Origin of the sequence: Niveispirillum lacus (assembly GCF_002251795.1) — a bacterium.
GTDB classification, from domain to species: domain Bacteria; phylum Pseudomonadota; class Alphaproteobacteria; order Azospirillales; family Azospirillaceae; genus Niveispirillum; species Niveispirillum lacus.
This window is the reverse complement of sequence record NZ_NOXU01000023.1, coordinates 105,502-120,463: the sequence shown is the minus strand read 5'-3', so window position 1 is coordinate 120,463 and position 14,962 is coordinate 105,502. Positions and strand designations below refer to the sequence as shown.

Here is a 14,962-nt window from a genome sequence, read left to right as displayed (position 1 = left end):
TGGTAGCGGTATCAACCGGATGATGCCGCGCCTCTCTGTCAACCAATGCCGCCAAGGAGCGGCCAACCCTGAGGGAGGGAAGTATCATGCGTTCACGCCCATCGCGTTTTGCCGTTCTATCCAACAAAGCCCTGCTGTTGATGGCCACCTGCCTGACGGCGGGTGCCTTTCTGCCGGCCCATGCGCAGACCGTCACCGGTGGCGGTGCCGGTGACACGCTGGAAGAGATTGTGGTGACCGGCTTTCGGTCCAGCCTGGCCAATTCCACCAATGCCAAGCGGGCCGCGACGGGCTTTCAGGACAGCATCTTTGCCGAGGATATTGGCAAGTTCCCCGACACCAACATCGCTGAAAGCTTCAACCGTGTCCCCGGCGTCACCATCAGCCGTGAAGTGTCGGGCGAGGGGATCAATGTCGCCATCCGGGGCCTGGGCACCAATTTCACCCGCGTGCTGTTGAACGGGGCCCCGGTGGCCGTGGCCTCAACGGGCCGCACCGGCTCGCAGAACACCAACCGCGAGGTCGATCTGGACATTTTCCCGACCGAGCTGTTTACCAAGCTGACCGTGTCGAAAAGCCCGACATCGGACATGGTGGAGGGGGGGGCCGCCGGTACGGTCGATATGCGCAGCGCCCGCCCCTTTGACAGCAGCGGTGCCCGCGTCAGCTATTCCGCGCAGACGACGAAGAACAGCAATACCGACAAATGGGGCGGTCGCGGGTCGGTCCTGGCCAGCAACACCTGGGGTGATTTCGGGGCCCTGTTCGGCGTGGCCGCTGTGCGCAATCAGGTCAGCACCCCCGGCTTTGAAACCGTGGGCTGGACCAATGCCAACCTGACGGCGGCACAATGCGGTGCCACGACTGGCTGTAACACCACGGGTGGCGGCAACTGGACCATCCCTGGCACCGTGCCGGCCAATGCCGGTAATGGCCTGACCACGGGCGCGACGCTGGACCGCGCCGCCCTGCTGGCGCTGAACCCCGGCCTGACGATCCAGCAACTGGACAATGCCATCATCCCGCGCCTGGGCCGCCCGGCGGAGATTTTCGGCACCCGCGACCGCTATAACGCCATCGCCTCGTTTGAGCTGCAGGCCACCGACGATCTGCATTTCTATCTGGATGGCATGTATGGCCGGAAGGAAAACAATCTTCAGTATATTGATATGAATTGGGTTGGCCGTAATGGCGCCGCCATTCCCATCAATATGAAGGTCGACCGCACCGATTGTTCGGCGGGCTGTGTGGTAACAGAGGGTACCTTTGCCAATGCCCAATTCTTCATGGAACATCGCCCGTTCATTGAAGATCTGGATTTCTACGGCGTCAATCCCGGCTTGGATTACCAGATCACCGACAATCTGAAGGTCGATGTCCAGGCCAATTACACCAAGTCGGTGTTCCATCGTGAATCGCCGACCTTCCTGGTGATCACGCCTGCCAGTTCCGGCGTGACCGTCACCTATAAGAATGAGGGGGGGATCCCCAGCATCACCCCCAATATCGACCTGAACGACCCGACCAAGTTTGGTTGGCCCGGTGGCCGCGTCAATATGCAGGATGAACGCCGCTGGACCGAAACCATGGGCGCGCGGGGCAATATCACCTGGGGTGATGATCAATTGAACCTGAAGGTTGGCGGCGCCTGGGATGATGTGACCCGGCGTATCCGCGCCTATGACAATACCCAGGCCTGGCAGAATGCCGTCTGCGGCAACAACCCGTCGGTGTTCGTGCCCTCCCCGAACACCCAGCCGCCCTGCGCCGGGCTGAACCAGCCGGGGGCGGCACCTGCGGGCTATCCTACCTATCCGGGCTATGGCACCGGCTTTACGGCGGGCAGGACCGGCCCTGTCACCTATGCCGGGTCTCTGATCCCCAACAGCAGCGTGGTCAATTATCTGCGTCCCAGTTCCAACGGGTATGTCATCGCCGATTGGGACAAGTTCCGGGTCGACAGCAAATATGCGCAGTTCCACGATGCGTCGCCCGAGGCCGGATCATCCAACACCGGCGCGTCCGGCGGCTTCATCGGGGAAGAAACCTTGGGTGCCTATGCCCAGGTGAATGGCAATCAACAGGTTGGTGGCCGCGATCTGCGCTTTAATGTCGGCCTGCGCTGGGTCCAGACGGACCAGAAGGTGGGCGGCCGCGTCAGCCTGCCCGACCCGCGCAACACACCGGCCACGGGTGCCGCCCCGGCGGATGGCGGGCGCTATCCCAACGTCACCAACTTTGTCTATATCAAGAACCAGTATGACAATTGGCTGCCATCGGCATCGGCCGCTTACAGCGTGGCGGATGATGCCGTGGTCCGGGCATCGCTGTCCCGGACCATGACACGGCCCGATCCCAATGCCCAGTTGCCGGGTCTCAACTTCTCCAACCCGTCCGCCGATATCGGGTCGGTGGGCAATTCCGCCCTGGCCCCCTATATCGCCGACAATATCGACCTCGGCTTTGAATATTACACGGGGCGTGAGGGTTATGTCGGGGTGGCCGTGTTCCGCAAGGCGATCACCGGCTTCACCGTCAATGGCTCCAACACCGTGCCGTTCAGCGCCCTGGCGGCCTATGGCGTGACGTTTGACAGCCTGACACCGACCCAGCAGGCCGCCATCAATGCCCGTGGCGGGGCCAGTGCGGCCACCGTGGTACTGACCCAGCAGGTCAATGCCGAAGGCCGGCTGACCGTCAATGGTCTGGAGCTGAACTGGGTGCAGCCGCTGGACTTCCTGCTGGAAGATTATGTCCCCGGCCTGGGCTTCATCGCCAATGCCACCATCATCGACCAGAAGGGCAAGGGTGCGGCCCCCGCCGTGGCCATCGGTGTGGCGGAATATACCTATAACTTCACCGCCTATTATGAACAGCACGGTATCTCGGCCCGCATCTCCCAGACCTTCACCAAGGGCTCGCAATCCAGCGGGGCGAACCAGAATGGCATCGCCGCCGCTGCCCTGTTCAGTGACGATTACCGGCAGTGGGATTTTGCCTCCAGCTATGACCTGGATGAGCTGACCGGTTACAAGGGCCTGCCGCAGATCACGTTCGACGTGACGAACCTGACCAACGCCAAGCAGCGCAGCTATTTCCAGTTCGAGAATGCAACCTTTTCCTCCTACACTCCCGGTCGGACCTTTATGGTCGGGCTGCGCGGGCGGTTCTAAGGTTGCCTTGTGACGGGTCGGCCTGTCTCCCCGACGCCGACCCTCCTTGCGGCCCGTTTCGGCGGGCCGCTTCTTTTGTTTGACAGTCCCGATGAATGGGGCAAATAGTATTACTAATCAAAATAAGCAGCAGAATGAGGAAATGCCATGGCAGTGCGGTTCAAAACCCTGTTGGCGCCATTGTTAGCGGTCACATCTCTGCATCTGACCGCGCCTGTTTCGGCGGCGGCCAAATCCCTGCCGCATCTGGTGCCGCAGGGCACGACGCAGCAATTGATTGTCGATGATCAGCCCTTTTTGATCATTGGCGGGGAACTGGGCAATTCCACGGCGTCCAGCCTGGATTATCTGCGCCCCCATTGGAAATTGTTCAATGAATTGAACATGAACACCGTGCTGGCCCCGGTCTCCTGGGAGATGGTGGAGCCGGTGGAGGGCCGGTTTGACTTTGCCATCCTGGACGGTTTGATCCGCGATGCGCGGGCGGCCAACCAACGGCTGGTGCTGCTGTGGTTCGGGGCGTGGAAAAACTCCATGTCCTCTTATGTACCGTCCTGGGTGAAGCGGGATCAGCAGCGGTTTCCGCGGGTGGCCCTGCCGTCGGGCCGGGGGGTGGAAATCCTGTCGCCGTTCAGCCCGGCCAACCGCGATGCCGACGCCAAGGCCTTTGCCGCCATGATGGCGCATCTGAAAAAGCTGGATGGTGACCAGCACACGGTGATCATGGTGCAGGTGGAAAATGAGATCGGCATGCTGCCGCTGGCCCGCGATCATTCACCCCTTGCCAATGCCGCCTATGCCGGGCCGGTGCCGGACCGGTTGATGCAGCATCTGGCGGCCCACCGCGACCGGCTGGAACCGGAACTGCGGCGCTTGTGGGAGGTGAACGGGGCCCGGATGTCCGGCACCTGGGCCGAGGTGTTTGGCACCAGCACCTGGGGACAGGAAGTCTTCACCGCCTGGCATTTTGCCCAATATGCCGAGGCGGTGACGGCGGCGGGCAAGGCACAATACACGCTGCCCATGTTTGTCAACGCCGCCCTGAACCGGCCGGGCCGGGAGCCGGGGGAGTATCCCAGCGGCGGGCCGGTACCGCATCTGCTTGATGTATGGAAAGTGGGGGCGCCGTCGATCGACATGCTGTCGCCCGATCTCTATTTCCCGAATTTCCGGGAACTGACCAGCCGCTTTGTGCGGCCCGACAATGTGCTGTTCATACCGGAGGCCAATAATGCCGGGCGGCCGGAAACGGCGGGCGATGCCTTTCATTCTTTTGGCGCGTTGCAGGCCATCGGCTTCAGCCCCTTTGCCATTGAAAGCATCACGGGCGCACAGAAGGAACAATTGGCGGGGCTTTATGGTCTGCTGCGCCAGATCAGCCCCCTGATCCTGTCGGCCCGCGGCACCGGGCGGATGGCGGGGTTCCGCCCCAATATCCTGTTTGACAACACGGTGCTGGAGGCGCCGGAAACCGTGGTGCTGGGCGATTATAAATTCACGGTCAGCTATGTCGATCCCTGGACGCCCAAGGCCGAACAGAATACCCGCAGCCATGGCGGCATCATCATCCAGACCGGTCGTGAAGAATTCTATATCGCCGGGTCCGGCATCACCGTCACCTTTGACACCGCCACGCCCGGCCCCGCCGTGGCCGGGATCGACAGTGCCTGGGAAGGGCGGTTCGAAAAGGGACGATGGGTGCCCGGACGCCTGATGAATGGTGACCAGACCCATCAGGGCCGGCATGTGCGCCTGCCGCCCAACGCCTATGGTGTGCAGAAGGTGACGCTGTACCGCTACGATTGACCCTGTGCCGGTCCGGTTGTGGCAGGGACCTGACAGCCTTGTCAAAACCCTGGACAGCGCAGCTCGGTTTCCACATGATAACGCTAACAAAATATCGGAACGAAAAACTGCCGAAAACGTTTGGCGTAAGCGGAGGAAACATGCGGTTGGGTCGATGGGCATCGCTGCTGGCGGTGGGGTTAGTGCTGGGCACATCCGGCGTCGGATATGCGGGCGAGGCGCGGTTTGACTGGTTCGAATATCGGGGTTCAGACCCGGCGGACCCCAAGACGGTTGCGGCCAATGCGTATCGCAATCCCATCATTGCGGGTTTCTATCCCGACCCGTCGGTCACGCGGGTGGGCGAGGATTATTATCTGGTCAATTCCAGCTTTGGCTGGCTGCCCGGTCTGCCGGTGTTTCATTCCCGCGATCTGGTCAACTGGACCCAGATTTCCAACGCCATCGCCCGGCCCGGACTGATGAATTTCGGCCAGGGTGGTCTGACGGGCGGGCTGTTTGCCCCGGCAATCAGTTACCATGAAGGCCTGTTCTACATCGTCAATACCAGCTTCTACAGCGGCGGGAACTTTGTGGTGACGGCCAAGGACCCGGCCGGTCCCTGGTCCGACCCGGTCTGGCTGCCCGACCTGCGCGATGGCATCGACCCGTCCTTGTTCTTTGATGAGGATGGCCGCGCCTGGATCTTGAACAATGACCTGCCGGAAGGCGACAAGGAGGCCTATGACGGGCATCGTGCCATCTGGATTCAGGAATTTGACGCCAAGAACCTGAAGACCATCGGCCCGCGCACGATGATCGTCAATGGGGGTGTCGATATCAGCACCAAACCCGGTTATGTCGAGGGTCCGCATCTTTATAAAAAGGACGGTTTTTATTACCTGACTGCGGCGGAAGGCGGGACCGGCACCAGCCATGCCCAGATGATCTGGCGCGCCCCCACCCCCACCGGTCCCTATACGCCCGGCCCCACCAACCCGATCCTGACGCAGCGCGACCTGGACCCCAAGCGCCCCAACCCGATCGAAGCGGCGGGTCATGCCGATCTGGTGGAAACGCAGAAGGGTGACTGGTGGGCGGTGTTCCTGGCCGTGCGCCCCTATGCCGGGGGGGAAATGTTCAATACCGGGCGGGAGACCTTCCTGCTGCCCGTGCGCTGGGTGGATGGCTGGCCGCGCATCCTGCCCCCCGGCACGGCCATTCCACGCCAGCATCTGAAACCCGACCTGCCGGCCCAGCCGCCGGCCGCCATTCCCACCGCCGGCCCGTTCACCATCCGGGACGAGTTTGAAGGCCCGACCCTGCCGCTTTACTGGATGACGCCGCGCCGGCTGGACGGGGCCTGGTGGCGCCTGTCGGAAGGGGCACTGGTCCTGACGCCCCAGGCCGTGACCCTGTCCGACCGCGCCAGCCCCAGCCTGTGGGCCCGTCGGCAGCAGCACCGGGACGCCAGCTTCACCACCGAACTGTCCTTCACCCCCGACCGGCCCGGTGAGCGGGCGGGTCTGGCTGTCGTGCAGAATGACGAATCCTGGTTCCGCTATACGGTGGAGCGGCTGGACGGTGTGCGCACCCTGGTTGTTGCCGTCCGCGCCGGGGAGAATGACCCCAAGCCCGGCCGTATCCTGGCCCGGCAACCGGTTCCCGGCGAGGGGCCGCTGCGCCTGCGCGTCACGGCGCGGGGCGGTTCCTATGATTTTGCGGTGGGCACGGGTCAGGATGGATGGAAACCGGTCCTGACCGATGCCGACGGCACCATCCTGTCCACGGCCATCGCGCGCGGCTTTATGGGTGTGCTGGTGGGCCCCTATGCGGAGGCGGGGCGGTGAAGGTCGGTCAGGGCGGGGCAACCGCTCCGCCCTGACCGGCGGCGTCATTCAAAAACCAGAAAGCAGGAGGAAACATGCGTGGATGGATGGCGGCCCTGGCTCTAACCATGGGTCTGTTTTCAGCACCGGTCGCCCTGGCCGCCGAGACGGCGCGGTTCAACTGGCTGGAATATCAGGGGGCGGACCCGTCCGACGCGGTGGTGACGGCGAAACCTGGTGAGTATCGCAATCCCATCCTGAACGGTTTTTATCCTGACCCTTCCATCACGCGGGTAGGGGAGGATTATTACCTGGTCACCTCAACCTTTTCCTGGTTCCCCGGCATCCCCGTGTTCCATTCCCGCGATCTGGTGAACTGGACCCAGATCGGCAATGCCATCGACCGCCCGGACCAGTTGGATTTTAAGGCGCTGGGCCTGTCGCGCGGCGTGTTTGCCCCGGCCATTGATTATCATGACGGCACCTTTTACATCCTGAACACCTGTGTTGATTGCGGCGGCAATTTTATCATCACCGCCAAGGACCCGAAGGGCCCCTGGTCGAACCCGGTCTGGCTGCCCGATCTGGTGGGTGGCATCGACCCGTCGATCTTTTTCGATGAGGATGGCCGCACCTATATCCTCAATAATGGCCCGCCGGAGGGTCAGCCGCTTTATGAGGGGCACCGCGCCATCTGGGTGCAGGAACTGGACCTGAAAAGCATGAAAACCATCGGCCCGCGCAAGGTGCTGGTCAATGGTGGTGTGGATCTCTCGACCAAGCCGATCTGGATCGAAGGCCCGCATATCTTCAAAAAGGATGGGTATTATTACCTGATCTGTGCCGAAGGCGGGACGGCCATCAACCATTCGCAGGTGGTGCTGCGCGGCACCAGCCCCATGGGCCCCTTCACCCCCGCCCCGTCCAACCCGATCCTGACGCAGCGTGATTTGGACCCGGCCCGGCCCTTCCCCATCACCTCTGCCGGCCATGCCGATTTTGTCGTCACCCCCAAGGGTGAATGGTGGGCCACCTTCCTGGCCATCCGCCCCTATGGCGATGATCTGTACAATACCGGACGGGAAACCTTCCTGATGCCCGTGCGCTGGGTCGATGGCTGGCCGCGTATGACAGAGCCGGGCCAGGCCATTCCCCTGACCCATGCCAAACCCGACCTGCCGCCGCAACCGGTACCCAAGGTGCCGACCACGGGTGCCTTCCAGGTGCGCGACGAGTTTGATGGCGACAGGCTGCCCCCCTATTGGATGATGGCGCGCAATCCCAAAGGGGACTGGTATCGGCTGTCTGACGGGGCGCTGACCTTGACCTTGCAACCGGTCGGCCTGTCCGATTATGGCAACCCCGCCTTCTGGGCGCGGCGTCAACAGCATCACAATGCCACCATCACCACCGAACTGGTCTTCACCCCCGGCCGGGCCGGCGACCGCGCCGGTCTGGCCGCGGTGCAGAGTGATGAAAACTGGATGCGCTTCACCATCGAGAAGGAGGGCGGGCAATTGCTGGCCCGCGTGGCGGCGCGTGCAGGCAAGGATGTCCCTGCCGATGGCAAGGTGCTGGGCAGCGCACCGGTCAAGGCCGCCGCCTCCTATCGCCTGCGCATCACGGCGCGCGGCGGGGACTATGATTTCGACGTGGCCGCCGACGGGGCCGACTGGCAGCGTGTGCTGACCGGTGCCGACGGCACCATCCTGTCCACCAAGAAGGCCGGCGGTTTTATCGGGGTCATGGTCGGCCCCTTTGCCAGCCGCGCACGGTGAGCACCGCCACCGTTTCCCCCCTTTCCAGGCCTGGGCAAGGCCGGGGCAGGGGGGAACGGTGGAGGGCGGGCATTATCCCGCCCCGCGCATCCGGTCGATGGCGGCCCAGATCTCCTGATTGCCGCGTTCATGCCGGTCGGACAGTTTTTGCAGGTCAGCCGACAGATGGCCGATATCGGCGCTGATCTTGCTGACCAGGATTTCCACGGTGCCAAAGGCCCGCCGCCCGGCCTTGTCATTGGCGATATCGGCCTCGGCCCGGTCCAACCGGGCGCCTGTGCGCACCAGATCCAGGCGCAGCGCCTGCACCTGTGCCGGCAGCCCGTCAATCTCCCGCGCCTTACCCATGACCAACCAGCGCAGCCCCGCCAGCGCCCCCGCCGCCGCCAATCCCATGCCCGCCCCTGTCAGGGTATCCGTACTGAACGCATCCATGGGGGGGCTCCTGACCGGGTGATGGGCGATGCTGGAGTATGGGCGCGGGGCAGGGCGGGTGTAAAGAATTAATTCCTATGACCCATGGTCGCCTGATCGCTATGCCGATCATCTCTTTGGGGTTTATGCTGATCAGCAATCAACCAATGACGTAGTGATTGGTCATAAGCGCCGATTAGAATGATTCCTATTTCCATTTTTGCTCACACAAGGCATATTTCTTAATCGCCGTTAACCATAATGCATGCGCCTTCGCAGTGCATAAAATCAAATCACGCACCTTAGGTCACAGGAAGCCACTCTAGATAAAGGAGAAGGTAGAATGAAACGAATGGCAATGCTCCTCCCGTTCTGTGCCGTTCTCCTGACTGGATGTGAGACATCACTTACGGTGTCGGAGTTGAAGAACGGACCGTCATCTACCAATATAAATGCCGTTCCCGCCGGATTTATTTATAATCTGCCGGCCGCTGTGATCAGGCCGACCGCTTATGTAACCATCCGCGACTGTGCGGTGGATACAGAGCTGGAGAAGGTACTTGCCCAAATCGAACCGAAGGGGGTCAAGCCGGTTACAGAGATCAAGTTTGTTGTCGGTGGCTCTTTGTCGGCCACACAAGTCGCTCATCAGACAATCCTGATTGATTACCGGGAGCTGCAGCAGTTTTTAAAGACATCCTCGATATCATTGGAGCGTCACCCTAATGGCATGCTGAAATCGATCAACGCTTCCATGGCTGACCAGACGCCGCAGGCCATAGCAGCGGTGGCTTCCGCCCTCGGTTCAGCCGCCCTTTTTGCCACAGGCGCTCCGGGTGCGGTCCTTGGTGCCGCTGGCGGCCTGTCTGATCGCTCCCTCATGGAAATTGCCAGCGCCGACGATAAGAAAGATGCCAAGAAGGATGCTCCAAGGAAGATCACCGAGAGAATAAGTTTTGCAGCCTGCACACCGGCAACCTATTCGCTCGTCACTGATCGCAAAGCGGCGGCGGCAAAGCGAAACGAACTTATCAGTTTATTGGATAATGTAACCGCGGAGGCGGCCAAACTAGGTGCCGACCCCAAGGCGGACTCCGCCAAATTAGATAGCCTCAAGGTTCAGAAAGAAAAGTACTCAGTGCAGCTTGACAAAGTAACGGCTGAATTATCCGACATTGATGCACAGTTGACCCTGCCGCTCGGTAGTTCTAAAATATATAGTGAAATAAAATATCCTACACCAAATAACGACAGCCAGCAAACAATTCCGGCTAACCATTCCGTTATTCAAAGTAACAATAAAACCGATATGGCATTTAACAGCGGCCAAATTAATCCGGAATTACTGGCGGGTGGTATAGTTCTTTTTTCCCCCAATCCTGGCAGTTTCCTTGCTCGTCATTTCATTGATGGACATGGCAATCATACACGTCTCCGCGCCGAACCTTCGCTTTCGAACCGTCCGTGCCGTAGCCAGTTAAATGAAACATGCAGCAGTAAATCCGCGATAGAGAATGTCTTCACGAAAATATCAGAAGTAAAAATAAAAGAACGTGATATGAAGCCGAAATACCCGGGAGAATCAGCATTATCAATTCCAGCAGTAAGTTCAGACTCGAACTGCACATCGTCAGACGCGACCTGCGAATCAGAAGTCCCGAAAAATCACATCAATGCGAATGAGGGCATTATTTACGTCGAACCGGCGAAGTTGAAAGTAGACATGACAACTGCCAATATCGGGCCGCAATCGGTTCTGTCGCAGGATCGGGTTATTCACACCGCCGATATCTCGGTACCTCAACTGGGAAGGTATCTTGCGCTACCGCTCAGTGCCGGTTTTGGTGAGAAGTCGGAGCTGAAGGCCACATTCGCGGAGGATGGTTCGCTGCTCACCGGCACTTTTGCACAGCCGGAGGAAAGCGGGCTTGAGTTTGCCAATGCTTTGAAGGGCCTTGCTGATACAGCGCTGAACACACGGACGGGGATTGAGGACCGCAAGCTCAAGCTGCTCAAGCAGCGGGCAGATGCCCTGTCGCTGGCTGCCGGTATTCAGGAAACGACCAATAAGCTCACCCCAACCACCGATCCCATGGATGACCTGAATGCAGAGTTGGCGAGGGTGACGGCGGCGGCCTCAATCGCCGAGGCCGAGTTACGTCTTCAGACCGCGCGGGCAAAACTGCTGACGCCTTGACCCACCCCAACGGCTGACTTTTCCCCCAACCCGTGCTATCATGCCAATCTTGGCACCACAGTTCCGCCCGCGTGCCGCCGGGAGGCGGAGTGGCTGCTGCCAGCCTCTCCCCTATGAAACACCCCGCGTTTTTCTGTTGCACGCTGTTGCATCAGCATGCCCGCGTTCGGCGCTGGCCGCCATTGTCCGCTGAAACCGTGCGGATTTGCCGGTTTACACTGTTTCACAGGTCCGGATCATTCGGAGGGGCGAACCCTGCCCCTCCGAATGCTGGCGCTGGCCTGGCACGGTCGCTGCGGCTCAGGCTGCCAGGGCGGTGGTGACCGCCCGGTCCAGTTCGGCGATGGCGCAGGTAATATGGTAGAAGCTGCTGGCCGGTGCCGGTTCGTCGGTAAAGATGCCGGCCGGGGAGAGCTTGTCCCACCACAGGCCCTGGACCGGGGTGTCGAGATAGCGCAGCAGGCCGTCAGCGCCCTGGGTGGCGACGGTCCAGAAGCCGGGGTCGCCCGTGATCTCGGCGGCCAGGACGGCGGCCTTGATCCGCTCTGTCTGCGGCCACAGGCGGGCATTGTGGTCATGGATGGAGAAATCATCCAGCAGGCTGTTGAAACCCACGCCGCGCGCCGGGTCCACCCCATGGGTTTCCGCAATCGTCAGCAGGCGCAGGCCCGCCTTGATCGCGTCGTCCCGTCCGCGAAGCTGGCCCCAGCGCAGCAGCAGCCAGGCCCATTCAAACTGATGGCCGGGTTCGACGACGCGCCCCGGTAGGCCGGGCGCCGGCTGCCAGGTGCGGTCGAAGAATTCGCGCAGGGCGCCGGTTCGGGCGTCAATGAAGCGGGTCAGGGCCAGACCGGCAATGCCGTCGGCCATGGTCGCCCAGCCGGCATCGCCGCCGGCGGCTTCCCAGGCCAGCGATGCCTCGAACAGATGCATGTTGGGGTTGGATTGCAAGGTGCTGGCGCCGGGGTCCAGATTGGCAAACCCGCCCTGATGCGCACAGCGGGCCATCAACCGGTCCCGCAGGCTGACGGCTACCGGCTGCAACGCCGACAGCTCCCCCAGGGCCTGGGCGGCGTGGCACAGGCCGAACAGGGCAAAGGCCTGGTCATAGAGATCGACGCTGTCATCCAGCGCCGACCCGTCCGCCGCCACCAGGGTGCGGAACAGCCCGTCATCGCGCCGGTAGCGCGACAGATAGGTGGCCAGGGCCTGTTCGACGATGGCGCGGGCCGGACCGGTCCAGCCCAGGGTCGGGGCCAGGGCATAGGAATAAATCTGACGCGGTTGCACCCGTGCCCGGCGGGGGGCGTCGACAGGGCGACCCGTCTGGTCCAGCTTTTCATGAAAGCCGCCCCGCGCATGGTCATAGCCCTGTTCCCACCACAGCGGATAGGCATGATGCCGCACCCAGGCGATCAACCGGTCCCGGCGCTGGACGATATCGGCCATCAAGGGGGGCATCGGCGGGGCTGAAGAAGAGGGGATGTTGGTCATCAGGTTGGTTCCCGGTCAGGATTGCCACAGGCGCGCCGCCCCGCGCACCCCCGAACTGTCGCCCCACCGCGCCGGTGCGATGCCCGCGCGCCAGGTGTCACAGAACACATGCGCACGGATCACCGGCACCAGCCGTTCATACAGTTCGGCGACATTCGACAGGCCGCCACCTAACACGAACATGTCCGGATCGACAATGTTGCTGATCACCGCCATGGACCGGCCCAGCCGGTGGATATAGCGGTCCAGGGCCGCCGCCGCCCCCGCATCGCCGGCCCGCGCGGCCTGGATGATCCATTCGCCGGGCTGGTCATTGCCGGTCACTGCGGCATGGTCGCGGCGCAGACCCGTACCCGATACCCAGGTTTCCAGACAGCCCGACTGCCCGCACCAGCAGGCGGGGCCGGGCACCTCGTCAGCGGTGGGCCAGGGCAGGGGCATGTGGCCCCATTCCCCACCGATGCCGTTCGCCCCTTCGACCAGCCTGCCATCCACCACCAGGCCACCGCCGCAGCCGGTGCCGATGATGATGGCGAAGGCCACCCGGCAGCCCGCCGCCGCCCCATCCACCGCCTCGGACAGGGCCAGGCAGTTGGCATCATTGGCCAGCCGCACGGGCCTGCCCAGGGCCGCCGTCAGGTCAGCGGTGAAGTCGCGGCCGTTCAAATAGGTGGAATTGGCATTGCGCATCAGGCCGGTGGCCGGGTTTATCGACCCCGGTACGCCCAGTCCGACACTGGCCGCCGGGCCCACATCCGCCTCTGTCCGGGCGACCAGATCGCGCACCGTTGTGATGGCAGCGTCATAGGTGCCAGGATTGGGTGCCCGCAGCCGGGACAGGAAATCCCCCGCCGGCGACAGGGCCGCCGCCTCGATCTTGGTACCGCCGAAATCAATGCCGATCCTGACCATGAACCGCTATCCCCCTGATTTTTGGCGGGAGCCTAGCAGCGGCAAGCCTAATAGACAATTTGATTTATTTAATCGCGGGTAAACAGATACCGGGCGGCGATGGCCTGCCTGGCCGCCGCCGATCGGCCCGGTTGCGTAGCGGTCTTAATCTTCGGCGGTCTTCATCAGCACCGACCGGCCGGGCAGGAGGCGCTGATTGAAAGGCAGGATGGCGGCGCCCACGGCCGGGGCGTCGGCGGCCATCGCGGCCCGGCGCAGCGGGGCCAGGATCGGCACCTGTCCGCATTCGGCGGCCATACGGCTGTTGGTCGCCGCCACCAGGTCATCGACCACCGGCCCCGGCAGCCGACCGCCGACAAACACGGCCTGCGGGTTGATCAGGCAGGAGATGGACAGCATGGGCCCCGACAGCAGGCCTGCCGCCTTGGCGATCCAGTCGGCCAAGGCCGCCTGACCGCCCTTGTCCAGCGACAAAAGATCGTCGGGCTGGGTCAGCCGGTAGCCGCGCGCGGCCATATGGTTAAACAGGGCCGACAGGGAGACGGCGTCCTGCAGGCTGTAGGCCGGGCCGGTGGCAGGACGTACGGGCAGGAAGCCGATCTCGCCGCTGCGCCCCTCCGCCCCGCGGAAATACTGGCCATCCAGCACCAACCCCCCGCCCAGCCCCTGGCTGATCAGCAGGTAGAAAAAGCTGGGATGGCGCAGGCCCAGGCCAAACTGTGCTTCGCCCAGGGCGGCGGCGGCGGCATCATTCTCCACCAGCACCGGCAGCGGCGGCAGGCCGGAAAACAGCGTCCGCAGGTCGGTCCGGTCCCAGATGGCGTAATCGTCGGGCTGATGTGGCAGATGCACCTTGCCCAGATCATCGGGCAGGGCCACGCCCAGCCCGACCAGCCGCTTGGCCTTAATGGTGCCGGTGGCCAGAATGGCCGACAGTTCGGTGCGGGCGAATTCCGCCACCTCATCCGGCAGGGCATAATCCACCTCTCGGGTGGCGCGCGCCCGCACCTGCCCGGCCAGATCCAGCACCACCAGGCTGATATGATCACGGTCGATATTCAGCCCGACGGAAAAGCAGCCATTGGGATTGATGGCCAGCTTCATCGCCGGCTGTCCCCGCTGACCCAGCAGGCGGCCCGCCTCGACGATCAGCCCCTCGACCAGGAGGCGTTTGGTGATATTGGCGATGGCCGGCGCCGTCAGGCCGGTGATTTCCGCCAGTTCGGCGCGCGTGATGGGACCGCCGACCCGGATGGCCTGTAAGGTCACCCGCTGATTATGGTCGCCCGCCCGTTCCAGGTTGGTCCCTGACAGGCTGGCGCCCACGGCGGCAGGGATAGAGGGCGAGAGATCGGGATGCATCGGGACAGGCCGCTTTCC

At 62.5% G+C, this 14,962-nt stretch carries 9 protein-coding genes; 5 read left to right on the top strand and 4 right to left on the bottom strand.

Going from position 1 to position 14,962, the window contains the following annotated elements; genetic code table 11:
- The first annotated feature begins 86 nt into the window (after window positions 1–86).
- From CHU95_RS05415 to CHU95_RS05400, 4 genes are all read left to right on the top strand, one after another.
- The gene (locus tag CHU95_RS05415; RefSeq protein ID WP_094454501.1) at window positions 87–3,173 is read left to right on the top strand and encodes a TonB-dependent receptor; all 3,087 of its coding nucleotides are present in this window, start codon (window positions 87–89) and stop codon (window positions 3,171–3,173) included.
- Window positions 3,174–3,320: 147 nt separating this feature from the next.
- Entirely contained in the window at window positions 3,321–4,979 is a 1,659-nt protein-coding gene (locus tag CHU95_RS05410; protein ID WP_094454499.1) for a GH35 family beta-galactosidase, read from the top strand.
- A gap of 140 nt (window positions 4,980–5,119) precedes the next feature.
- A complete protein-coding gene (locus tag CHU95_RS05405; protein WP_094454497.1) occupies window positions 5,120–6,808 on the top strand; it encodes a glycoside hydrolase family 43 protein in 1,689 nt (562 codons plus the stop codon).
- Window positions 6,809–6,882: 74 nt separating this feature from the next.
- Window positions 6,883–8,565 carry a glycoside hydrolase family 43 protein gene (locus CHU95_RS05400; protein WP_094454495.1) on the top strand — a complete coding sequence of 561 codons (1,683 nt, stop codon included), beginning with the start codon at window positions 6,883–6,885 and terminating at the stop codon, window positions 8,563–8,565.
- Between the two features lie 72 nt (window positions 8,566–8,637).
- On the opposite strand, the gene CHU95_RS05395 is transcribed toward CHU95_RS05400, so the two are convergent.
- Window positions 8,638–9,000 carry a hypothetical protein gene (locus tag CHU95_RS05395; protein WP_094454493.1) on the bottom strand — a complete coding sequence of 121 codons (363 nt, stop codon included), beginning with the start codon at window positions 8,998–9,000 and terminating at the stop codon, window positions 8,638–8,640.
- Window positions 9,001–9,322: 322 nt separating this feature from the next.
- On the opposite strand from CHU95_RS05395, the gene CHU95_RS05390 reads away from it, so the two are divergent.
- Window positions 9,323–11,176: a hypothetical protein gene (locus CHU95_RS05390; protein ID WP_094454491.1), complete on the top strand. Its 1,854-nt coding sequence runs from the start codon at window positions 9,323–9,325 to the stop codon at window positions 11,174–11,176.
- Between the two features lie 300 nt (window positions 11,177–11,476).
- On the opposite strand, the gene CHU95_RS05385 is transcribed toward CHU95_RS05390, so the two are convergent.
- From CHU95_RS05385 to CHU95_RS05375, 3 genes are all read right to left on the bottom strand, one after another.
- A complete protein-coding gene (locus CHU95_RS05385) occupies window positions 11,477–12,670 on the bottom strand; it encodes an AGE family epimerase/isomerase (protein WP_207762386.1) in 1,194 nt (397 codons plus the stop codon).
- A gap of 15 nt (window positions 12,671–12,685) precedes the next feature.
- Window positions 12,686–13,582 (bottom strand): ROK family protein, encoded by an 897-nt coding sequence (locus CHU95_RS05380; protein WP_094454489.1) that lies wholly within the window; start codon window positions 13,580–13,582, stop codon window positions 12,686–12,688.
- Window positions 13,583–13,726: 144 nt separating this feature from the next.
- Window positions 13,727–14,944: an ROK family transcriptional regulator gene (locus CHU95_RS05375; RefSeq protein WP_094454487.1), complete on the bottom strand. Its 1,218-nt coding sequence runs from the start codon at window positions 14,942–14,944 to the stop codon at window positions 13,727–13,729.
- Window positions 14,945–14,962 lie beyond the last annotated feature (18 nt).